The 20,988-nt window shown below is 69.1% G+C and carries 21 protein-coding genes; 10 read left to right on the top strand and 11 right to left on the bottom strand.

Translation table 11 applies throughout. From position 1 onward, the window contains the following. Positions 1-53: 53 nt before the first annotated feature. Positions 54-1,370 (top strand): DUF4032 domain-containing protein, encoded by a 1,317-nt coding sequence (locus HUS56_RS12235; protein WP_173923681.1) that lies wholly within the window; start codon positions 54-56, stop codon positions 1,368-1,370. 17 nt (positions 1,371-1,387) lie between these two features. On the opposite strand, the gene HUS56_RS12230 is transcribed toward HUS56_RS12235, so the two are convergent. From HUS56_RS12230 to HUS56_RS12210, 5 genes are all read right to left on the bottom strand, one after another. Beyond that, positions 1,388-1,936 carry a pyridoxamine 5'-phosphate oxidase family protein gene (locus HUS56_RS12230; RefSeq protein ID WP_173923680.1) on the bottom strand — a complete coding sequence of 183 codons (549 nt, stop codon included), beginning with the start codon at positions 1,934-1,936 and terminating at the stop codon, positions 1,388-1,390. A 94-nt stretch (positions 1,937-2,030) separates the two neighbouring features. Continuing rightward, positions 2,031-3,083 carry a 23S rRNA (guanosine(2251)-2'-O)-methyltransferase RlmB gene (gene rlmB / locus HUS56_RS12225; RefSeq protein WP_173923679.1) on the bottom strand — a complete coding sequence of 351 codons (1,053 nt, stop codon included), beginning with the start codon at positions 3,081-3,083 and terminating at the stop codon, positions 2,031-2,033. Further along, positions 3,080-4,507: a cysteine--tRNA ligase gene (cysS, locus tag HUS56_RS12220; RefSeq protein WP_173923678.1), complete on the bottom strand. Its 1,428-nt coding sequence runs from the start codon at positions 4,505-4,507 to the stop codon at positions 3,080-3,082. The genes rlmB and cysS overlap by 4 nt, the downstream gene beginning before the upstream one ends. 40 nt (positions 4,508-4,547) lie before the next feature. Continuing rightward, complete coding sequence (gene ispD, locus HUS56_RS12215; RefSeq protein WP_173923677.1) at positions 4,548-5,738, bottom strand: 2-C-methyl-D-erythritol 4-phosphate cytidylyltransferase; 1,191 nt, start codon at positions 5,736-5,738, stop codon at positions 4,548-4,550. Positions 5,739-5,773: 35 nt separating this feature from the next. Further along, positions 5,774-6,256 carry a CarD family transcriptional regulator gene (locus tag HUS56_RS12210; RefSeq protein WP_056734541.1) on the bottom strand — a complete coding sequence of 161 codons (483 nt, stop codon included), beginning with the start codon at positions 6,254-6,256 and terminating at the stop codon, positions 5,774-5,776. Between the two features lie 160 nt (positions 6,257-6,416). On the opposite strand from HUS56_RS12210, the gene HUS56_RS12205 reads away from it, so the two are divergent. Continuing rightward, positions 6,417-6,893, top strand: a complete 477-nt coding sequence (locus tag HUS56_RS12205) for a hypothetical protein (RefSeq protein WP_173923676.1) — start codon at positions 6,417-6,419, stop codon at positions 6,891-6,893. A gap of 41 nt (positions 6,894-6,934) precedes the next feature. Here the strand turns inward: HUS56_RS12205 and HUS56_RS12200 are convergent, their stop codons facing one another. Next, positions 6,935-7,615 carry a response regulator transcription factor gene (locus HUS56_RS12200; protein ID WP_173923675.1) on the bottom strand — a complete coding sequence of 227 codons (681 nt, stop codon included), beginning with the start codon at positions 7,613-7,615 and terminating at the stop codon, positions 6,935-6,937. Continuing rightward, positions 7,612-8,883 carry a cell wall metabolism sensor histidine kinase WalK gene (locus HUS56_RS12195; protein WP_173923674.1) on the bottom strand — a complete coding sequence of 424 codons (1,272 nt, stop codon included), beginning with the start codon at positions 8,881-8,883 and terminating at the stop codon, positions 7,612-7,614. The genes HUS56_RS12200 and HUS56_RS12195 overlap by 4 nt, the downstream gene beginning before the upstream one ends. 182 nt (positions 8,884-9,065) lie before the next feature. On the opposite strand from HUS56_RS12195, the gene phoU reads away from it, so the two are divergent. Next, a complete protein-coding gene (gene phoU / locus HUS56_RS12190) occupies positions 9,066-9,713 on the top strand; it encodes a phosphate signaling complex protein PhoU (protein WP_173923673.1) in 648 nt (215 codons plus the stop codon). A gap of 14 nt (positions 9,714-9,727) precedes the next feature. On the opposite strand, the gene HUS56_RS12185 is transcribed toward phoU, so the two are convergent. From HUS56_RS12185 to HUS56_RS12170, 4 genes are all read right to left on the bottom strand, one after another. Further along, positions 9,728-10,474, bottom strand: coding sequence for a phosphoglyceromutase (locus tag HUS56_RS12185; protein ID WP_173923672.1), 747 nt, complete (start codon positions 10,472-10,474; stop codon positions 9,728-9,730). A 30-nt stretch (positions 10,475-10,504) separates the two neighbouring features. Next, entirely contained in the window at positions 10,505-11,662 is a 1,158-nt protein-coding gene (locus HUS56_RS12180) for a folate-binding protein YgfZ (protein ID WP_173923671.1), read from the bottom strand. Beyond that, positions 11,662-12,270 (bottom strand): FABP family protein, encoded by a 609-nt coding sequence (locus tag HUS56_RS12175; RefSeq protein WP_173923670.1) that lies wholly within the window; start codon positions 12,268-12,270, stop codon positions 11,662-11,664. The genes HUS56_RS12180 and HUS56_RS12175 overlap by 1 nt, the downstream gene beginning before the upstream one ends. A 131-nt stretch (positions 12,271-12,401) precedes the next feature. Next, positions 12,402-12,725, bottom strand: coding sequence for a hypothetical protein (locus tag HUS56_RS12170; protein ID WP_173923669.1), 324 nt, complete (start codon positions 12,723-12,725; stop codon positions 12,402-12,404). A 100-nt stretch (positions 12,726-12,825) separates the two neighbouring features. Between HUS56_RS12170 and HUS56_RS12165 the strand changes: the two genes are divergently transcribed. From HUS56_RS12165 to pstB, 7 genes are all read left to right on the top strand, one after another. Further along, the gene (locus HUS56_RS12165) at positions 12,826-13,521 is read left to right on the top strand and encodes a response regulator transcription factor (protein ID WP_173923668.1); all 696 of its coding nucleotides are present in this window, start codon (positions 12,826-12,828) and stop codon (positions 13,519-13,521) included. A gap of 45 nt (positions 13,522-13,566) precedes the next feature. Next, positions 13,567-15,753, top strand: coding sequence for an RNA degradosome polyphosphate kinase (locus HUS56_RS12160; protein ID WP_173923667.1), 2,187 nt, complete (start codon positions 13,567-13,569; stop codon positions 15,751-15,753). Beyond that, positions 15,750-16,685: an NUDIX hydrolase gene (locus HUS56_RS12155; protein WP_173923666.1), complete on the top strand. Its 936-nt coding sequence runs from the start codon at positions 15,750-15,752 to the stop codon at positions 16,683-16,685. Before HUS56_RS12160 ends, HUS56_RS12155 begins: the two co-directional genes overlap by 4 nt. 240 nt (positions 16,686-16,925) lie before the next feature. Then, a complete protein-coding gene (locus HUS56_RS12150) occupies positions 16,926-18,020 on the top strand; it encodes a phosphate ABC transporter substrate-binding protein PstS (RefSeq protein ID WP_173923665.1) in 1,095 nt (364 codons plus the stop codon). A gap of 93 nt (positions 18,021-18,113) precedes the next feature. Continuing rightward, positions 18,114-19,052, top strand: a complete 939-nt coding sequence (gene pstC / locus HUS56_RS12145) for a phosphate ABC transporter permease subunit PstC (protein ID WP_173923664.1) — start codon at positions 18,114-18,116, stop codon at positions 19,050-19,052. Between the two features lie 2 nt (positions 19,053-19,054). Continuing rightward, the gene (gene pstA, locus HUS56_RS12140; RefSeq protein WP_173923663.1) at positions 19,055-20,149 is read left to right on the top strand and encodes a phosphate ABC transporter permease PstA; all 1,095 of its coding nucleotides are present in this window, start codon (positions 19,055-19,057) and stop codon (positions 20,147-20,149) included. Positions 20,150-20,173: 24 nt separating this feature from the next. After that, positions 20,174-20,953: a phosphate ABC transporter ATP-binding protein PstB gene (pstB, locus tag HUS56_RS12135; RefSeq protein ID WP_173923662.1), complete on the top strand. Its 780-nt coding sequence runs from the start codon at positions 20,174-20,176 to the stop codon at positions 20,951-20,953. The last annotated feature ends 35 nt before the right edge of the window (positions 20,954-20,988 follow it).

Below are 20,988 nucleotides of genomic sequence, written 5' to 3'. Positions count from 1 at the left end.
CTCGTCGGCGGTGGCGCCTGCCGCGCCGACGCGCAGGGTTACGCTGAACGACGATGAGCGGCTCACTTTCCATCACGTCGGCCATGGCCGATCCGGCCCTGCTCGACCTGCCCTGGGACCTCCCACTCGCGTCCTGGCCGAGTGACACGATCGCGGCATTGCCGAAGGGCATCTCGCGACACCTCGTCCGGTTCGCCCACCTGGGCGGCCACGTCGTGGCCGTCAAGGAGACCACCGCCGAGATGGCGAAGGGCGAGTACGACATGCTGCGCATGCTGCAGCGCCTCGAGATCCCCAGCGTCGAGCCGGTCGCCGTGATCACCAACCGTGCGGACGCCGACGGAGAAGACCTCAAACCGGTGCTGGTCACGAGGCACCTGCGGTTCTCGCTGCCGTACCGGGCACTGTTCTCCCAGACGCTGCGACCCGACACCGCCACCCGCCTCGTCGACGCGCTGGCGGTCCTGCTCGTGCGTCTGCACATCGTCGGCTTCTTCTGGGGCGACGTGTCGCTGTCGAACACGCTCTTCCGCCGCGACGCCGGCGCGTTCGCGGCATACCTCGTCGACGCGGAGACCGGCAAGTTGTACGAGGGCGGGCTCTCCGACGGGCAGCGTGAGCACGACCTCGAGATCGCCCGGGTGAACATCGCCGGTGAGCTGCTCGACCTCGAGGCCGGCGGACGCGTGACCGACGAACTCGACCCCGTCCGCATCTCCGACGGCATCGTCGAGGCGTACCGCAGCCTCTGGAACGAGCTCACCGGCGTCGAGTCGTTCTCGAGCGCCGAGCGGTGGCGCATCAACGAGCGCGTCAATCGCTTGAACGACCTCGGGTTCGACATCGAGGAGCTCACGATCAAGACGGATGACTCGGGCACGACCGTCCGCATCCAGCCGAAGGTGGTCGATGCGGGCCACCACCAGCGGCGGCTGATCCGGCTCACGGGCCTCGACACGGGAGAGAACCAGGCACGGCGCCTGCTGAACGACCTGGACTCCTATCGGGCGGCCTACGGCAAGACCGGCCTCGACGAGGAGATGGTGGCGCACGAGTGGCTCATGCGCGTGTTCGAACCGGTGGTCCGCGCCATCCCCACCGAGCTGCGCGGCAAGCTGGAGCCGGCCGAGGTGTTCCACGAGTTGCTCGAGCACCGCTGGTTCATGGCGCAGCAGGCGGCACGCGACATCCCGCTGGCCGAGGCCGTGAGCTCGTACGTCAACACCGTGCTGCGGCATCGGCGCGATGAGGCCATGATCGCTCCCGACTCCGGTTCGCTGACCGCGTCGATCGACGTGGTGCCGCCAGACACCTCGGCGGTCGCGGTCGTCGACCCCGACGATGAGAACGACTGGCGGGCGAACGTCTGACGGGCGTGCCGTGCAGGTCAGAGCGCGACGCTGCGGTTCTCGCCGATGTCGGGCTGGCGGCGGGTCACGATCGCGGCAGCCGCCTTGACGAGTGCGAACACGCCGGGCTCCGTCCTGGCCCAGTACTCGGCGCCGTCACCGGCGACCTCGAGGACCGCGATGCGCGGATCCTCTCGCCCCTGGGGGAACCACGCCTCGGCGGTCGGACCCCAGAGGTCGTCGATCAGCGCATCATCCCGGACGACGGAAGCACGGCCGGCGATCGACAGGTAGCCCTGACGTGACGCGAACGACACGTTCACCATCGGGTCGGCCTCGATCTCGAGCGTCTTCTCGCTGGGGTGCTGCACCAGGAAGCGCACCACGCCGTCGAAGTCCTTCTGCAGCACCGCGAGCGGGCGGGCGTGCAGCGTGCCGTCGGCGCCGCGGCTCGTCAAGAGGGCCGCGTCCGCTCCCGTCACGAGCTTCGAGATGAGTTCCCGCTCGTCCTCGGAGTCGGGTGGCGGATCGACGACGTGAGCGGGCGCGCCCTCCGCCGTCGACGGGTCGTTCCTCAGCTGGTCCATGCCATCGCTCATGCGGGCCCACGTTACGTGGCCCGCCGGGCGCGATCGAGGCCCTTGACAGCGCACGGCCGGCCCGGCAGTGGGTCGCCCGAGGCTAGTCGGCCCGGGCAGCGCGCTCCTGGCCGGAACGGAGCTTGGAGATCTCGTACAGGGCCACGGATGCCGCGATCCCGGCGTTCAGCGACTCGGTCGAGGACTCGATGGGAATCGACACGATGGCGTCGCACGTCTCGGCCACGAGTCGCGAGAGCCCCTTGCCCTCGCTGCCGACCACGATGACGATCGGACGATCGGCCCATGTCAGACCCGGCAACGAGACGTCGCCGCCGCCGTCGAGGCCCAGCACGAAGATGCCGCGCTCCTTCAGCGCCTTCAGGGTCTGGGTGAGGTTCGATGCCATGGCCACGGGGACCCGCGCGGCGGCGCCCGCCGACGTCTTCCACGCGGCCGAGTTCACGCCGACCGAGCGGCGCTGCGGCACGATCACGGCCTGGCCGCCGAAGGCGCCAGTCGACCTGAGGATCGCACCCAGGTTCCGCGAGTCCGTGATTCCGTCGAGGGCGACGAACAGCGGCGTCTCGTCGCGGGCGAGCACGTCGTCGAGCACCTCGATCGGGTGCGCATATTCGTACGGCGGCACCTTGAGGGCCAGGCCCTGGTGCACGCCGCCCTCGCCGGCGAGGCGGTCGAGTTCGGGGCGCATCACCTCGAGGATCGGAATGCCGCGGTTCGTGGCGATCTTCGTCGCCTCCTTCACCCGGTCGTCCATCTCGACGCGGGCCGCCACGTAGAGCGTCGTCGCGGGGATGCGGGCGCGAAGCGCCTCCACCACTGAGTTGCGCCCGGTCACGATCTCGGACTCGTCGCCCGACTTCGCCCTGCGGGATGCGCCCGAGGCGCCGCGGGGCGCCCCCGCACGCGATCCCTGTCCGGCGACCTTGCCGCCCGGCTTGCCCTTGCCCCCTGCCGCGCGGTACCGCTCGTCGGCGGCCTTGCGCTTGCCCGCAGGATGCCAAGCCCGGTCTTCGGCCTTGGGCGTCGGGCCCTTTCCTTCGAGCGCCTTGCGCCCGTGGCCGCCGGTGCCGACCTGCGCGCCCTTGCCGCCCTTGCGCACCGCGCCGGGACGTTGCTTGCCGCTGCCCTTCATGATCCGAAGCTCCAATGCGTGCCGGTCTGGCTGTCTTCGATGGTGATTCCCGCCGATGCGAGCTCTGCGCGAATGCGGTCGGCGGCCGCGAAGTCCTTCGCCGCGCGAGCGGCCTGACGATCGTCGATGAGCCGGGTGACCAGGATCTCGAGGGCGGATGCCGCCGGTGCGGCATCGGGAGTCCAATGCGGGTCGCGCGGGTCGATGCCGAGCACCTCGACCATCGCGACCACCTGGCCGTGCAGTGCGGCCGCGTCGTGCAGCTCCTCGTCGTCGAGGGCCTGGTTGCCCGCACGCACGGTGTCGTGCAGCACGGCCAGCGCCTGCGGAACCCCGAGATCGTCGTCCATGGCGTCGGCGAACGCGTCGGGGATGACGGGACTGCCCACTCCGGCATAGCGCGTGCCCGCCAACCGGCGTTCCACCCGTGCGAGGAACGAACGGACGCGGTCGACGGCGGCCTCGGCCTCGGAGAGCGAGGTCGGCGAGTAGTCGAGCGTCGAGCGGTAGTGCGCTGCGCCGAGCAGGTACCGCACCGCGAGCGGCGAGGCGAGTTCGAGGAGTTCGCCCGCGTACACGGAATTGCCGAGCGACTTCGACATCTTCTGGCCGCCGACGTTCACGAGCCCGTTGTGCACCCAGTAGCGCGCGTACGGGTCACCGGCAGCCGTCGACTGGGCGAGCTCGTTCTCGTGGTGCGGGAAGCGCAGGTCGAGCCCACCGCCGTGGATGTCGAACTCGGCGCCCAGGTACCGGATCGCCATGGCCGAGCACTCGATGTGCCACCCCGGCCTGCCGTCGCCCCACGGTGACGGCCACGACGCCGAAGCGGGCTCCTCGGGCTTGCGGCCCTTCCATAGCGCGAAGTCGCGCGGATCCCGCTTTCCCCGAGGGTCGGCGTCGGCGGCGGCCTCCATGTTGTCGCGGGATTGGCGGGTGAGCTCGCCGTATGCCGGCCAGCTCGCGGTGTCGAAGTACACATCGCCCGAGCCATCGGGCGCCGGGTACGCGTGGCCCCGCTCGATGAGCCGGTCGATGATCGCCTGCATCTGCTGCACGCTCGCCGTGGCGCGCGGCTCGTACGTCGGCGGGAGGATGCCGAGCGAGGCGTAGGCGGCGGTGAACTCGAGTTCCACGCGGTAGGCGAGCGCCCACCACGGTTCGGTCGCCTCGCCGCCCTCCTCGGCGGATGCCGCGAGGATCTTGTCGTCGATGTCGGTGACGTTGCGCACGAACGTGACGTCGTAGCCGCGGTATGAGAACCAGCGCCGGAGGATGTCGTAGGCGAGCGCACTGCGGAGATGTCCGATGTGCGGGCTCGACTGGACGGTCGGGCCGCAGACGTACATGCCGAGGTGCCCCTCACGGAGGGGCACGAAGTCTCGCAGGGCCTGGGCCTTCGAGTCGTAGAGTCGCACGGTCACCCGCCAAGCCTACCGGCGGGGCCCCACCGTGACGCGCGAGCTAACGGGGCATGACCAGCGCGGTGGCGATCGCCGTGACGCCCTCGCCGCGACCCGTGAACCCCAGCGTGTCGGACGTGGTCGCCGCGACGCTGACGGGGGCGCCGAGGATGCGCGACAGGAACGCCTGCGACTCGGCACGCCGCGGCCCCAGCCTCGGCCGGTTGCCGATGAGCTGCACCGTCACGTTGCCGACCGCGAACCCGGCTTCGCGCACGAGCCGCAACGTCTCGGCGAGGAAGACCTCGCCGTGCGCGCCCTCGAACCGCGGGTCCCCGGTGCCGAAGACCGCCCCCAGATCGCCGAGGCCGGCAGCAGCCAGCAGCGCGTCGCAGATCGCGTGGCTCGCGGCATCGCCGTCGCTGTGGCCCGAGAGGCCGCGCTCATCCGGCCAGTGCAGGCCGGCGAGCCAGAGTGGCGTGGCCGGGTCGTCGGCGAACGCGTGCACGTCGATGCCGGTGCCGATCCGCGGCACCGGCCTGCCGCGATCGGCACCCTCGGGCCGCCGGGACACGATCGACTCCGCCCGCCGCAGGTCGGCTGGGAGCGTGATCTTGAACGCGCGTGCGTCGCCGGGCACCACGTCGACCAGCAGACCCGCGGATGCCACGAGCGCCGCATCATCCGTGAACTCGGTCGTCGCGGCGGCGTACGCGGCGTCGAGTGCGTGCCTGGGGAACCCCTGCGGAGTCTGCACCGCGGCGAGCTCGGACCGGTCGACGGTCTCGAGCACCCGACCGTTCGGACCCACGCGCTTGATGGTGTCGACGACGTCGAGCGCCGGGACGACGCCGTGCCGGCGGGCATGAACGGCCGCGACGACCTCGTCGAACACGATGGCCGGGGTGAGCGGGCGGGCGGCATCGTGCACGAGCACCGTGTCGATCTGCCGCGGCAGCACCTTCAGGCCCGCCGCCACGGACCCCTGGCGGTGCGCACCACCGGCGACGACGTCGAGCGATGCGGATGCCGCGGCGACGACGGGCCCGTATCGAGCCCGCGTCTCATCGACCCGCTCGGCGGGGACGACGAGCACGACGAGCGGCGTCTCGCGCATGCCGAGCACGGCATCGAGCGCGACGCCGAGGATGGTGTCATCGCCGAGCGGGACGAATGCCTTGGGCTCCGAGTGGCCGAGTCGCGTACCCTCGCCCGCTGCGACGACGATGACGGCGACCGTTGACACGCTCATGCGTCGAGCGTACTGCGGGTCGATCGCCGCGGCGGTTACGAGGCGAGCACCTCGTCGAGCACGGTCGACGCCTGCTCTTCGTCGGTCTTCTCGGCGAGCGCGAGTTCGGAGATGAGGATCTGCCGTGCCTTCGCGAGCATGCGCTTCTCACCGGCAGAGAGGCCGCGGTCTTGGTCGCGTCGCCAGAGGTCGCGCACGACCTCGGACACCTTGATCACGTCACCGGAGGCGAGCTTCTCGAGGTTCGCCTTGTAGCGCCTCGACCAGTTCGTGGGCTCCTCGGTGAACGGGGCGCGCAGCACCTCGAAGACCTTGTCGAGGCCCTCTTTGCCGATCACGTCGCGGACGCCGACGAGGTCGACGTTCTCTGCGGGCACCTCGATGACCAGGTCGCCCTGCGTGACGTTCAGCTTGAGGTAGAGCTTCTCTTCACCCTTGATGATTCGTTTCTTCACTTCGGTGATCGTTGCGGCTCCGTGGTGGGGGTAAACGACGGTTTCGCCAACCTCAAAAAGCATGAATGAAAGTCCTTTCGGCAACTCTCAGGATATCACATTCGGGATCGTGCTAAGGTTCGCCACCCCTCCACGGGGAGGGGGCTGCCGTAGGCTACACTCGGATCGATTCCCTTCGCGCGAGCCGCTCGTTCGCGCTCGTCGGCTCGCATTTGGAGGTTCTGTGAAGGCGCGTATCGCGGCATCCGCTGCTCTGGCCATGGGTCTCGCACTCGGTGCGAGCGGTTGCTCGATGCTCACCTACCAGGCCACGACCGAGCGGTACGACCCCAGCGACGGCGTCTCGGCGAACCTCGGCGACCTCGACCTCCGCAACGTGCTCGTGATCAGCGACGACGGCGACGACGGCAACCTCATCATGACCGCCGTGAACAGCGGCGACGACGACATCGAGCTCTCCGTCGAGTACGGAGGCCGCGAGGCGCAGACCGTCGACATCGAGGCGGGCACGACGGTGGCGTTCGGTGTCGATGACGTCGAGGGCATCGACGTGCTCGAGCCCGTGCTGCTCGAGGGAATCGATGCCGCCCCGGGCAGCCTGCTTCCCGTCTACTTCCAGTACGGCGACGTCGAGGGCGTCGAGGTCCAGGTTCCCGTGCTCGACAGCCGGCTGCCCGAGTACTCCGACCTCGCACCGTAGCGGCCACCGGCCTCCGCCGCCGCTTCTCGGGCGACGCAGACTCAGGCCTCGAAGCGATACCCGAGACCCCGCACGGTCACGAGCTGCACCGGCTCCGATGGCTCCAGTTCGATCTTCGATCTGATGCGCTTGACGTGCACATCGAGCGTCTTGGTATCGCCGACGTAATCCGAACCCCAGACGCGATCGATGAGCTGACCGCGCGTGAGCACCCGCCCCGAGTTGCGCATGAGCAGCTCGAGCAACTCGAATTCCTTCAGCGGCATGGCCACTTCCTCTCCGTCGACCTCGACGGTATGGCGGTCGAGGTCCATGCGGACCCGGCCACCTTCGAGGATCGACTCGTCGAGGTCCTCGACCTCGATGCGGCGACGGAGCACCGCCCGGATCCGGGCCAGGAGCTCGCGCGTGGAATACGGCTTCGTCACGTAGTCGTCGGCGCCGAGTTCGAGGCCGACCACGATGTCGACCTCGGAGTCCTTCGCCGTCAGCATGATGATGGGCACCGTCGACCTGGCGCGGATCTCGCGGCACACCTCGGTGCCGGGCAGCCCCGGAAGCATGAGATCGAGCAGCACGAGGTCGGCGCCACTCCGGTCGAACGCCGCGACCGCCGTCGGGCCGTCGGCCGCCACCTCCACGTCGTAGCCCTCGCGCTGGAGCAGGAAGCTGAGCGGGTCGCTCAGGGCGATCTCGTCCTCGACGAGCAGGATTCTGGTCACGTCGGTTCTCCTCGGTCCGTGATGCCGACGGCGGGGGTCGTCGCCTCGCGGCGTTCCCGTCCGCGGCGCGACCGGCGCTTCGAGGCGGCCGGCGCGGCATCCCCTGCCGTGTCGACGACGGCGTCGGTGGCATCCGTCGTCGGGGCCGCCTCGGCGATCGGCAGCCGGATCGTGAACGTCGAACCGCGGCCGGGTCGAGACCAGACCCGCACGTCGCCACCGTGATTCTGCACGGTGTGCTTCACGATGCTGAGGCCGAGGCCCGAGCCTCCCGTGTTGCGCGAACGCGCCTGGTCGATCCGGTAGAACCGCTCGAAGATGCGCTCCAGCTCGTCGGCCTCGATGCCGACGCCCTGATCGGTGACGGCGATCTCGACGGTGTGCCGGTCGACCTTCGCGCCGACGCCGACGCGCGCGCCCTGGTTGGAGAAGGCGATCGCGTTCGCGATGAGGTTGTGCACCGCCACGATGAGCAGGGACCGTTCGCCGTACACTTCGGCGCCCGTCGCCGCGCGGACCCGGATCTCGACCTGCTTCGCCGACGCGACGACCCGGTTCTGGTCGACCGCCGCAGCGATCACGTCATCGACGTTCACGAGCACGTCGGGCCGCAGCGCATCACGCGCCTGCAACCGTGAGAGCTCGATCACGTCGCTGGTGATGTGCGCCAGCCTCGCCGCCTCGACGCCGAGACGGCCGGCGAAGCGCCGCACCTGCTCGGGCTCGTCGGCGGCCTGGTCGAGCGCTTCGGAGAGGAGGCTGACCGAGGCGATCGGCGTCTTCAACTCGTGGCTGATGTTGGCGACGAAGTCGCGCCGCACCTCGTCGAGTCGCTTCGCCTCGGTGCGGTCCTCGGCTAGCAGCAGGACGAACCGGGTGCCCAGTCGCGCGACTCTGACGCGGAGCAGGAGCGTCTGCTCCCCGTACGGGCCGCGGCTGACCTCGAGCTCGTCCGCGACGGTCTCCCCCGTGCGGCGGACGGATGCCACGAGCTCCGCGAGCTCGGGATGCGCCAGGCTCCCCTGCCGCACGAGGCCCAAGGCGAGTGCTCCGGGCGAGGCCTTCAGCACGTTGTTCGACGGATCGAGCACGACCCCGGCCGACTCGAGCGCCTCGAGCACCTGGTCGATCCCATCGGGAATGGTCGGCGCGACGACACGCGCGGCGCTCGATCCGCGGCGTTCCGCCACGTACAAGACCACCATGAATGCGGCACCGAGGAAGATGCCCAGGGCCAGTGCCGTGAGCACCAGCCACGTGGAGTCCATGGATTCACCCTAACCAGTCCCGGAACCAGGATTCCCCGGGGTGACCGCCCTTGCGGCGGTAGGTTAACGAGTGTTCAGTCTTCGGGCACTTCCCGTTCACCTCCGGCAGTGAGGATGACGCGGGGCCCAGCGGTCCGACCTTCCCGTGATCGCGGGGCAACCAGCAGACAAGGATCTCGTTCATGCGTGAGGTGTTCCAGCAGGAACTTCGTGAGGTGCAGGACCGCCTCGTCGAGGCGGCCGACCTCGTGGTGGAATCCATCGAGAAGGCGGTGCGCTCCTTCAACACGTCCGACGTTGCGCTCGCCGAGGAGGTGATCGCGGCCGACCGGAGGATCGACCAGCTGACGGTCGAACTCGATGAGCTCGCCATCACGATCCTCGCGCGACAGCAGCCGGTCGCTCGCGACCTGCGCATCGTCGTCAGCGCGCTCCGCGTGAGCGCGTCGCTCGAGCGCATGGGCGACCTGGCGACGCACATCTCCCAGCTCGCGCGGTACCGGTTCCCCGACAAGGTGGCGCCGAAGTCCCTTCGCCCGATCTTCGATGAGATGGGCGAACTCGATATCGACATCGCACGCAAGCTCGCCACGCTGCTCCGTACCGAAGACGTGGAGCTGGCCGAGGAGATCCGCAACGACGACGACCGGGTCGACGCGCTGCACCTGCAGGTCTTCGAGAAGGTGCTGGGCGAGACCTGGAAGGGCGGGCCGGTCGACACCGTCGACTCGACACTCGCGAGCCGGTACCACGAACGCTTCGCCGACCACGCCGTGTCGATCGCGAAGAAGGTGCAGTACCTGGTCACCGGCGACTGGGACCAGGAGTAGACCGGGCTCCGAGCCTACTGGCGACCCTGGGCCGCGACGGCCGCGGCGCCGGCGGCAGCTGCCTCGGGGTCGAGGTACTGCCCCGGGCCGAGCGGCATGAAGTCGTCGCCGAGCCGGTACACGAGCGGGATGCCCGTCGGGATGTTGAGCTCGGCGATGTCGTCGTCGGAGATCTGGTCGAGGTGCTTCACGAGCGCGCGCAGCGAGTTGCCGTGCGCCGCCACGAGCACGGTCTTCCCGGCCCGCAGGTCGGGGATGATCTCGGATTCCCAGTACGGCAGCATGCGCGCGATCACGTCTTTCAGGCACTCCGTGCGCGGCATCTCGTCGTCGCTCAGGTCTGCGTACCTGGGGTCGCCCACCTGCGAGAACTCGGCGTCGTCGTCGAGGGGCGGCGGAGGCACGTCGAACGAACGGCGCCACAACTGGAACTGCTCGGGACCGTACTTCTCGAGGGTGTCGGCCTTGTCGAGCCCCTGCAGTGCGCCGTAGTGACGTTCGTTGAGCCGCCACGAGCGACGCACGGGAATCCAGAGACGGTCGGCCGCCTCGAGCGCGATGTCGGCGGTCTGGATCGCCCGCGTGAGCACCGACGTGTGCACCACGTCGGGGAGCAGGTCGTGCTCGACGAGCAGCTCACCACCGCGCTTCGCCTCGGAACGGCCGAGGTCGCTGAGCGGTACGTCGACCCACCCGGTGAACAGGTTCTTCTGGTTCCATTCGCTCTGGCCGTGGCGCAGCAGCACGAGGGTGTGTGGCATGTCGACCAGCCTAACGGGGTCGCCGATCGCTCACTTGCGGATGCCGAGCCGCGGCAACCGGGGCACGTCGACGGCCGCCCCGGCATCGGCCGGCACGATCTCGACCTGCGCCGCCGCGATGTCGATCCCGTGACTGTGGACGACAAGCGGCAGTTCGGCGGGGACCGCGCGCTTGAGCAGGGCGAGCGCGACGGGACCGAGTTCGTGATGCATCGCGGATGTCGTGATGTGGCCGACCACCTTGCGCTCGGGCTGCTCACCGGGAGCCGGCTCGGGTCGCGCCTTCTCGCCGCTCACCTCGTCACCGGGCGCGGGCAGCACGGTGTCGCTGCCGTCGAGGTGCAGCAGCACGAGCCGCCGTGGCGGACGTCCGAGGTTCAGCACCTTCGCGACCGTCTCCTGCCCCTTGTAACAGCCCTTGCCGAGATCGACCGCGCTGCGCAGCCAATCGAGCTCGTGCGGGATCGTGCGCTCGTCGACCTCCGTTGCGAACCGAGGGCGCCAGGCCGCGACGCGAAGCGCCTCGACGGCCATCGAGCCCGCCACGGCGACGCGCCCGGCTCGGATCGCTTCGGCGGCATCCGACAGCGAGGCGCGCGGCACGATCCGCTCGATCCAGCGCCACTCGGATGCCGGGTGAGCGGTGTGGTCGGCGTACTGATGTCCTCCGGGACGCGGCTGTGCCCACGGGTCGACCCAGTCGAGGGCGACGCCCGACGGAGCGTACGCCGCGACCGCGGCATCCAGGGCCGTCGTCGACATCGAGCCGAGCACGCCCACGTCGGCGCTCACGTCGGCGACCTCGACCCGGAGCATGAACCGCATTCGGTCGAGGGCGGCGGCGAGCGACGCGGCCTCGTCGCCCTCGACGACGAGCCAGGTGGTCTCGCCGTCGTCGACCACGTGCGTCGCATGCTCGATGCGGCCGGAAGCGTCGAGGAACAGCGCCTCGGCGCCCTGCCCCGGCGCGAGCTGGTCGAGGGCCTGAGTCGCCATCGAGTGCAGCCACGAGAGCCGGTCTGGTCCGGTGACCGTGACGACTCCGCGGTTGGAGAGATCGGCGATCGCGTCGCCGCGTTCGAGGTGGCGCTGCTCGATGATGGGGTTGCCGTAGTGCCCGGGGACCCCGGCGTCGACCCCCTCCGCGGCGACCGCACCGGGGAGCGTGAGGAACGGAGAACCGGTCATCAGTCGACCTTCGCGAGGCGAGCCGAGGCGTGCGTCCGGAGATCCTGTCCGAGGGCGGCGATGTCCCACGCCCAGAGCAGGTGCCCTTCGACGAGTCCGTACAGGCGGGTGGCGGCCGCGTAGTCCTTCGCGCCGGCGGTGCGCATCACCGCGTCCGTGGCGAGGTCGACGCGCGGGCCCTTCACCTGCCCCAGGTACAGCTCGGCGACGCCGCCTGGATGCACCAGCGAGACCTCGATGTCGAATCCGCCGTCGGCGTTGCGCAGCGTCTCGACCGATTCCGCGTCGGCGAACCGAGACTCGCCCACCGCGGGCAGCAGGGCCGGGCCGGCATCCCCCTCGCCGAGCGCCCGTTCGATGCGCCAATAGCCCGTCTCGGTGGCCAACGGGGTGGGATCGCCGCCCGGCTCGTCGGGGAAGAGCCAGGTGTACGAGGTGTAGTTGAGGTGGGGCAGCCCGTCGTGGCTGAAGCTCACCCGCTGGCCGAACTCGTGTGTCACCGAGTCGTCGCCGATCTTGTAGTCGATGACCCCCGAGCCCTCCCACACCCCGATCAGCCACGAGAGTGGGACGAGTTCGGCCGGAAGGCCGACGGGCAGTTCGATCATGCGCCTAGCGCTGCCCCTTGAACAGCTTGTAGACGACGACACCGCTGATGTAGGCGATGGCGAGGCTCGCGAGCCCGAGCAGGCCGATGAAGAGGAGTTCGAGGGCGAGCAACTGCGACATGCCCCCGAGTCTACCCGCTCGAACCGAGCGCGATCGGCGCGACGAGAGCGGCCGCGACCAGCATGACGAGGGCGGCGCCGGCGACGCTCCAGCTCACCCTCGTGACGAGTCCCTCGGTGCGGCGCACCATGAGCTGCACGACCATCGCTGCGATGACGGATGCCGCGAACACCATGCCGAGCGCGGCGTACGCGCCCAGCGGGGCGCTCTCGCCTGTCCACTCGGCGCCACGCGAATAGGCCAGCGCGACCACCACGACGGCGCCGACGACGGCGAGTGCCCAGACGAGCACGATGCCCGGCCATCCGACACGCGTGTCCGAGCCTGCCTGCATGCGCTCCCCCGCCTGTACCGAACTCGCCGGGAACCCGGCGTCACGTAGTATTGACCGCACCTTACTACTGGACGCCAGTGACCGCGGAGGAGGTACTGCCGTGGCGCAGTTGCTGATCCTCTCGCCGGCGGCCCACGACGATGTGCTTCCGGCGCTGTCACTCCTGTCTCACCGAGTGCGCGTCATCCCCGCCTCGCCCGAGCAGCTGGTGAGAGCGCCCGAATCCGACCTCATCCTCCTCGACGCGCGATCCAATCTCGCGGCGGCGAAGAGCCTCTGCCAGATCCTCCGCACGACGGGCCTGTCCGTACCACTCGTGCTCATCGTCACCGAGGGCGGCCTGACCGCCGTCACGCCCGACTGGGGCGTCGACGACGTCGTCCTCGTCGACGCCGGTCCTGCGGAGGTCGACGCCCGCATCCGGCTCGCGATCGGCCGCACCCAGTCGACGCAACCGGCCGAGCGCATCCAGACCTCCGGCGTGATCATCGACGAAGCGAGCTATTCGGCGAAGGTGCGGGGCCGTGCACTCGACCTCACCTACAAGGAGTTCGAGCTCCTGCGCTTCCTCGCGGCACACCCGTCGCGGGTCTTCACCCGCGAGCAGTTGCTCAGCGAGGTGTGGGGGTACGACTACTTCGGCGGAACTCGTACGGTCGACGTGCACGTGCGGCGGTTGCGAGCCAAGCTCGGCGACCTCGACGGGCTCATCGGCACCGTGCGCAATGTGGGATATCGGTTCAACGTGCACGAGGAGGACGACGAGAGCACGCCGATGAACAGCACCTTGAGTTGAGCCACTCCCCCGCGTCGTCACGCATGCCAGTGGCATGATGTTGGGATGACCGCCGACAGCGTCCTCGCCGAAGACCGCACGTCGAGCGATTTCGACGATGACTTCGAGCCCTTCGACATGGAGAACGCGCCCGAGCTCGTCGCCGAGCGCTACCTCGATCGCGAGCTCAGTTGGCTGGCGTTCAACCAGCGCGTGCTGGAGCTCGCCGAAGACCCTCGCATCCCGGTGCTCGAGCGGGCGAACTTCCTGGCGATCTTCGCGTCGAACCTCGACGAGTTCTTCATGGTGCGCGTAGCCGGCCTGAAGCGGCGCATCCTCACCGGGCTCGCCGTGCCCACCAATGTCGGCCGCGCGCCGCATGACGTGCTGAACGACATCTCCCGCAAGGCGAAGGAGCTGCAGGACCGGCACGCCCGCGCATACCAGGAGCTCGTGCGCCCCGCCATGGCCGAGGCCGGCATCCGCGTCGTCGAGTGGAGCGATCTCGGAGACCGCGAAGTCCAGCACCTGCACGACTACTTCTCCCGACAGATCTTCCCCGTGCTCATGCCGCTGGCGGTCGACCCGGCGCACCCCTTCCCGTACATCTCGGGCCTCTCGCTGAACCTGTCGGTGCGGGTCCGCAACAGTCGCACGGGGCGCCAGGAGTTCGCACGAGTCAAGGTGCCGCAGATGCTCCACCGCTTCGTGCGGGTCGATCCCGACGAGTCGATCGAGGACGCCAGGTACATCGCCCTCGAGGATCTCATCGCCAACCACCTGGGCGACCTGTTCCCCGGCATGGAGATCGTCGAGCACCACGTCTTCCGTGTCACCCGCAACGAGGACGTCGAGATCGAGGAAGACGAGACGGAGAACCTCCTGCAGGCGCTCGAGAAGGAGCTGCTGCGTCGCAGGTTCGGGCCTCCGATCCGGCTCGAGATCACCGACGACATGGACGACGTGACGCTCGGACTCCTCTCACGGGAGCTCGACGTTCCCGAGCAGGGGATCTTCCGCCTTTCGGGGCCGCTCGACCTCAGCGGGCTGTTCGACCTCGCCCGCCTCGACCGACCCGAGTTGCACTACCCCACGCACGTTCCCGCGACCGCGCGGCAGCTGATGCCGAGCGAGCCGAACCTGAAGGCCGACATCTTCGCCGCGGTGTCGAAGAAGGACGTGCTCGTGCACCACCCCTACGAGTCCTTCGCGACGAGCGTGCAGGCCTTCATCGAGCAGGCCGCTGCCGACCCCGACGTGCTCGCCATCAAGCAGACGCTCTACCGCACCTCGGGCGACAGCCCGATCGTCGAGGCCCTGATCGACGCCGCCGAGGCCGGCAAGCAGGTGCTGGCCCTGGTCGAGATCAAGGCGCGGTTCGACGAGCAGGCGAACATCACCTGGGCACGCAAGCTGGAGAAGGCCGGTGTGCACGTCGTATACGGCCTCGTCGGGCTGAAGACTCACTGCAAGCTCGCGCTCGTCATCCGCCAGGAGAAGAGCGGCCTGCGCCACTACAGTCACATCGGCACGGGCAACTACAACCCGAAGACGAGCCGCACCTACGAAGATCTCGGCCTGCTCACCGCCGACGACCAGGTCGGCAAGGACCTGACCCGGCTGTTCAACGAGCTTTCGGGTTACGCCATCGAGAAGAAGTTCAAGCGGTTGCTCGTCGCCCCCCTCCACCTCCGGAAAGGGCTGCTGAAGCTCATCGCGGGCGAGGTGCGCAATGCCGAAGAGGGTCGGCCCGCCGGCATCCGGATCAAAGTCAACTCGATGGTCGACGAGGCGATCATCGATGCGCTGTACCGCGCGTCGAACGCGGGCGTCCCGGTCGACATCTGGGTGCGCGGCATCTGCAGCCTGCGTCCCGGGATCCCGGGCCTCAGCGAGAACATCCGAGTCCGGTCGATCCTCGGCCGATATCTCGAGCACTCGAGGATCTTCTCCTTCCTGAACGACGGCGACCCGCAGGTCTACATCGGCTCCGCCGACATGATGCACCGCAACCTCGACCGACGTGTCGAGGCGCTCGTTCGCCTCGTCGATCCCGACCACCTCGCCGAGATCGACGGGCTGTTCGACCTGGCGATGGACGACACGACCAGTTCGTGGTGGCTCGACGGCGACGGCGTGTGGACTCGCCATTCGGTCGACGAGGCGGGCAACCCACTCGTCGACATGCAGGCCCAGCTCATGAAGCAGGTCGGGCAGCGCTCTCGTTCGACCCGGTCCGGGCAGCGACGGTGACCACGGCCGTCTACGCAGCCGGCGCGGTGTGCTGGCGCCTCATCGACGGCAGGGTGCACGTGCTGGTGGTCCACCGCACCGTGCACGGCGACGTCACCATTCCGAAGGGCAAGGTCGACCCGGGCGAGTCGCTCCCCCGCACGGCCGTCCGCGAGATCGCCGAGGAGACCGGCCTGTCGGTCGCGCTCGGAGTCCCGCTCGGCATCTCCCGGTACGAGATGCCGAACCGACGCGAGAAGATCGTGCACTACTGGGCCGCGGAAGTCAGCGAGAAGGCGGTGCAGCGCTCCACGTTCAAGCCGAACGCCGAGATCGCCGCGCTCGAGTGGGTCACGGTCAAGCGCGCACGCGCCTACCTGAGCTACGAGGCCGACGTCGAGATCCTCGACGAATTCGCGAAGCTGCTCGACCAGGGCGTCACCGGCACCTTCGCCCTGCTCCTGGTGCGGCACGGCAAGGCGGTGTCGCGGAACGGCTGGGACCGACCGGATGCCGCGCGGCCGCTCACCGAACGCGGCGTGCAGCAGGCCGCGGCCCTCGTCGACACGGTCACCGCCTGGGCGCCGAAGCGGATCGTCACGAGCCCGGCGGTGCGCTGCACGACGACCGTCGCACCCCTCTCCGCGGCGACCGGCATCCCGATCAAGCGCGAGGCGGGCATCAGCCAGGATGCGTGGGAATCGGGCCACCACGAGGTGCGCCGCGTCATGGGCAAGCGGGTCCGCTCGGGCAAGACGGCGGTCATCTGTGGACACGGTCCCCTGCTGCCCGACATGATCCGCGAGATCGCGCTGGCCACGGGTACACCGCTCGGTTCGTACGTGACGGATGCCGCGGGGCTCGAGCCCGGGGCCTTCAGCGTCGTGCACCTCTCGGCCACGAATCCGGGCTCGGGCATCGTGGCCATCGAGACGCACGCACCGAGGGCCTGAAGCAACGCTTCAGGGCCCTCGGTGAAAGGCGGCAGCCCGGCGATCACCGATCGCCGCAGCCGCGGCAGCCTCGAGCCGTGACCCGCAGGTGCGCCGGAAGCTCGCACGTCCAGCCCATCGTCAGGGGTCGTTCACCTCGCGTTAACCGCCCCGGCGGAAGCTCGTAAGGCGCGCTGCCTATGGTCGCTTGCGGGTCGGCACCGACCCGACACTGCAATCGAAACCCCGGAAGGGAATCACGTGAATCTCAAGCGTTTCGGCGTGCCCGCCGTCGTCGCCGTCACGGCAGCGCTCGCGCTCAGCTCCTGCGCCTCGAACGAGGCCGGCGGATCCGAGCCCGGAGATGCGGCCTCGTCGCTCTCGGGCAACCTCGTCGGCGCAGGCGCGTCCTCGCAGGACGCCGCCCAGCAGGCGTGGATCGCCGGCTTCCAGACCGCGAATCCCGATGTCACCATCGACTACGACCCGTCGGGCTCCGGCGCCGGCCGCGAGACATTCCTCGAGGGCGCCAGCGACTTCGCCGGCTCCGACCGCGCGTTCAAGGACGAGGAACTCGCCGCCGGTGGCTTCGCCAAGTGCGCCCCCGACAGCGACCTCGTCGAGCTGCCGCTCTACATCTCGCCGATCGCCGTGATCTTCAACGTCGAGGGCATCGACTCGCTCAACCTCGACGCCGCGACCATCGCGAACATCTTCGCAGGCACCATCACCAACTGGAACGACCCGGCCATCGCCGCGACGAACGAGGGCGTCACGCTCCCCGACCTCCCGATCACCGCCGTGCACCGCTCCGACGACTCGGGCACCACCGAGAACTTCACCGAGTACCTCGGTGCGGCCGCCCCTGAGGTGTGGACGTACGAGGCCGACGGCGTGTGGCCGATCGAGAGCGGCGAGGCCGCCCAGGGCACCTCGGGTGTCGTCGACGCCGTCAGCAACGGCACCGGCACCATCGGCTACGCCGACGCCTCGCGCGCCGGCGACCTCGGCACCGTCGCGGTGAAGGTCGGTGACGAGTTCGTCGAGTACTCGCCCGAGGCCGCTGCGGCCATCGTGGACGCGTCGCCGCTCGCCGAGGGCCGCGCCGCCGGCGACCTCGCGATCGAGCTGGACCGCAGCTCGAGCGAGGCCGGCGTCTACCCGATCGTGCTCGTGAGCTACCTCATCGCGTGCCAGGAGTACGCCGAGCCCGACAACGTCGAGCTCGTGAAGGGGTACCTCTCGTACATCGCCAGCTCCGAGGGCCAGGACGTCGCCGCTGAGAACGCCGGCTCCGCCCCGATCTCGGACACCCTGCGCGAGCAGGTCACCGCTGCGATCGACTCGATCAAGTAGTAGGTTCGTGCCCGACCCCCGAAGTTCCTCGGAACGCCACGGGGTCGGGCACGGCCACGTATCCCCTTGCCCCCGACCCGAGGATTGCGCCACATGAGCACCGCCACCAACGTGATCAAGGCGAAGCAGCGACCGGGCGATCGGGTCTTCTCGGGCTCGGCGGTGTTCGCCGGTTCGATGATCCTCGTCACGCTCGCCGCCGTGGCGATCTTCCTCATCGTCCAGAGCCTGCCGGCATTCGTCGCCACCAGCGACGACGCCTCGATCCTGCCCGACGACTTCTGGTCGTACGTCGGCCCACTCGTCTTCGGCACCGTCTGGGCATCGCTGCTCGCGCTCCTCATGGCCATCCCGGTCTCGGTCGGCATCGCGCTCTTCATCTCGCACTACGCCCCCCGTCGACTCGCCTCGGTGCTCGGCTACATCGTCGATCTCCTCGCCGCCGTGCCGTCGGTCGTCTTCGGCCTCTGGGGAATCGGCGTGCTGGCGCCGGCGGTGCAACCGATCTACAGCTGGCTCGTCGACAACTTCGGCTGGTTCCCGCTCTTCGCGGGGCCGGTCTCGGGCACCGGACGCACCATCCTCACCGCGGCGATCGTGCTCGCCGTGATGGTGCTGCCGATCATGACGGCGATCTGCCGCGAGGTCTTCCTGCAGACGCCGGTGCTGCACGAGGAGGCCGCCCTCGCCCTCGGTGCGACGCGATGGGAGATGATCCGCACGGCGGTGCTGCCGTTCGGCCGCTCGGGCATCGTCTCGGCGGCCGTGCTCGGACTCGGGCGTGCACTCGGCGAGACGATGGCCGTGGCGATGGTGCTCTCGGCGTCGGGAGCCGTCACCTTCCAGCTGCTCACCTCGGTCAACCCGTCGACCATCGCCGCGAACATCGCGCTCAGCTTTCCCGAGGCATACGGCATCAACGTCAACGTGCTCATCGCGACCGGCCTCATCCTCTTCATCGTGACCTTCGCGGTCAACGCCGTCGCACGCTGGATCGTCAGTCGCCGCAAGGACTTCTCGGGAGCCAACTGATGATGACGATGACCAAGCCCGAGACGCCCGCGACCGGCACGCCGATCGCGAACTCGCTCACTGCGGGTCGCCTCCCGGGCTCCGCCCCCTGGATGATCCTCGGGAGCGCGCTCGCGGTGTCCGCCGCGATCTTCGGTGTGGTCGCGATCGGGGGCGGCACCGGCTTCAACTGGGGTGCCGCAATACTCGTCGGCGCGCTGCTGTACGTGCCGACGGTCTGGCTGTTCTCGACCCTCGTCGAAGGCCGGCGGCGCGCGATGGATCGCCTGGTGACGGCGCTCGTGACCGGCGCATTCGTACTCGCGATGATCCCGCTCGTCTCGCTCACGATCACCGTCGTGACCTACGGGCTCTCGCGCTTCGATGTCGAGTTCTTCACCTTCTCGATGCGCAACGTCACGGGCGAGGGCGGCGGCATCGTCCACGCCATCGTCGGCACGCTGCTGATCACCGGGGCCGCGGCGGTCATCTCGATCCCGATCGGGATCATGACCTCGATCTATCTCGTCGAGTACGGTCGCGGTCGGCTCGCTCGAGGCATCACCTTCCTCGTCGACGTCATGACGGGCATCCCGTCGATCGTCGCCGGCCTCTTCGCCTACGCATTGTTCGCGCTGTTCCTCGGCCCCGGCACCCGCACCGGCATAGCGGGCGCCGTCTCCCTCGCGGTGCTGATGATCCCCGTGGTCGTGCGCTCGAGCGAAGAGATGCTGCGACTCGTTCCGAACGAGCTGCGAGAGGCCGCATACGCCCTCGGCGTGCCGAAGTGGCTCACGATCATGAAGGTCGTGCTCCCCACGTCGATCGCCGGCATCACGACGGGCGTCACGCTCGCGATCGCCCGCGTCATCGGCGAGACCGCCCCGCTGCTCATCGCCGCCGGATTCACGGCGAGCGTCAACTACAACCTGTTCGACGGGCGCATGCAGTCACTGCCCGTCTTCGTGTACACCCAGTACACGAACCAGGGGAACCCGCCCGAGGCCTACCTGGACCGAGCATGGGCCGCGGCGCTCACCCTCATCCTCATCGTCATGGCGCTGAACCTCATCGCCCGACTCGTCGCCCGCTTCTTCGCACCGAAGTTCGGCCGGTGACCTGCACCTTCAGTTAGGAAACCCGTGTCCAAGCGCATCGAAGTCCGAGACCTCAACGTCTACTACAGCAAGTTCCTGGCCGTCGAAGGCGTCAGCCTCGAGATCGAGCCCCGCAGCGTCACCGCCTTCATCGGCCCCTCCGGCTGCGGCAAGTCGACCTTCCTCCGCACCCTGAACCGCATGCACGAGGTCATCCCGGGCGCGCGCGTCGAGGGCGAGGTGCTCATCGACGGGAACAACCTCTACGACCCCGACGTCGACCCCGTTCTCGTGCGGCGCCAGGTGGGCATGGTGTTCCAGCGCCCGAATCCGTTCCCGACGATGTCGATCAGGGAGAACGTGCTCGCGGGGGTGAAGCTCAACAACCGGCGGATCCAGAAGTCGGATGCGGATGACCTGGTCGAGAAGTCACTGCGGGGGGCGAACCTCTGGAACGAGGTGAAGGACCGGCTCGACCGACCAGGTTCCGGGCTGTCGGGCGGCCAGCAGCAGCGGCTCTGCATCGCACGCGCGATCGCGGTGGCTCCCGAGGTCATCCTCATGGACGAGCCGTGCTCGGCGCTCGACCCGATCTCCACGCTCGCGATCGAGGACCTCATCGAGGAGCTGAAGCGCGACTACACGATCGTCATCGTGACGCACAACATGCAGCAGGCATCGCGCGTCTCCGACAAGACCGCCTTCTTCAACATCGCCGGCACCGGAAAGCCCGGCAACCTCATCGAGTACGACGACACGACGACGATCTTCTCGAACCCGTCGGTGAAGGGGACGGAGGACTACGTCTCGGGTCGCTTCGGCTGACGGATGCCGCGGCGCGCCGGGCGGGGACCGGCGCG

The organism is Agromyces sp. Marseille-P2726 (assembly GCF_902809835.1).
Taxonomy (GTDB): Bacteria; Actinomycetota; Actinomycetes; order Actinomycetales; family Microbacteriaceae; genus Agromyces.
The sequence above is the reverse complement of the archived record's forward strand: the minus strand, read 5'-3'. Positions and strand labels throughout refer to the sequence as shown.

Bases quoted from the DNA above. Each gene is read 5' to 3' on its own strand.
- HUS56_RS12235 (WP_173923681.1), top strand. From the start codon at position 54: ATGAGCGGCTCACTTTCCATCACGTCGGCCATGGCCGATCCGGCCCTG.
- HUS56_RS12230 (WP_173923680.1), bottom strand. From the start codon at position 1,936: ATGGACCAGCTGAGGAACGACCCGTCGACGGCGGAGGGCGCGCCCGCT.
- rlmB (WP_173923679.1), bottom strand. From the start codon at position 3,083: ATGAAGGGCAGCGGCAAGCAACGTCCCGGCGCGGTGCGCAAGGGCGGC.
- ispD (WP_173923677.1), bottom strand. From the start codon at position 5,738: ATGAGCGTGTCAACGGTCGCCGTCATCGTCGTCGCAGCGGGCGAGGGT.
- HUS56_RS12210 (WP_056734541.1), bottom strand. From the start codon at position 6,256: ATGCTTTTTGAGGTTGGCGAAACCGTCGTTTACCCCCACCACGGAGCC.
- HUS56_RS12195 (WP_173923674.1), bottom strand. From the start codon at position 8,883: ATGGACTCCACGTGGCTGGTGCTCACGGCACTGGCCCTGGGCATCTTC.
- phoU (WP_173923673.1), top strand. From the start codon at position 9,066: ATGCGTGAGGTGTTCCAGCAGGAACTTCGTGAGGTGCAGGACCGCCTC.
- HUS56_RS12185 (WP_173923672.1), bottom strand. From the start codon at position 10,474: ATGCCACACACCCTCGTGCTGCTGCGCCACGGCCAGAGCGAATGGAAC.
- HUS56_RS12180 (WP_173923671.1), bottom strand. From the start codon at position 11,662: ATGACCGGTTCTCCGTTCCTCACGCTCCCCGGTGCGGTCGCCGCGGAG.
- HUS56_RS12175 (WP_173923670.1), bottom strand. From the start codon at position 12,270: ATGATCGAACTGCCCGTCGGCCTTCCGGCCGAACTCGTCCCACTCTCG.
- HUS56_RS12170 (WP_173923669.1), bottom strand. From the start codon at position 12,725: ATGCAGGCAGGCTCGGACACGCGTGTCGGATGGCCGGGCATCGTGCTC.
- HUS56_RS12160 (WP_173923667.1), top strand. From the start codon at position 13,567: ATGACCGCCGACAGCGTCCTCGCCGAAGACCGCACGTCGAGCGATTTC.
- pstC (WP_173923664.1), top strand. From the start codon at position 18,114: ATGAGCACCGCCACCAACGTGATCAAGGCGAAGCAGCGACCGGGCGAT.
- pstA (WP_173923663.1), top strand. From the start codon at position 19,055: ATGACGATGACCAAGCCCGAGACGCCCGCGACCGGCACGCCGATCGCG.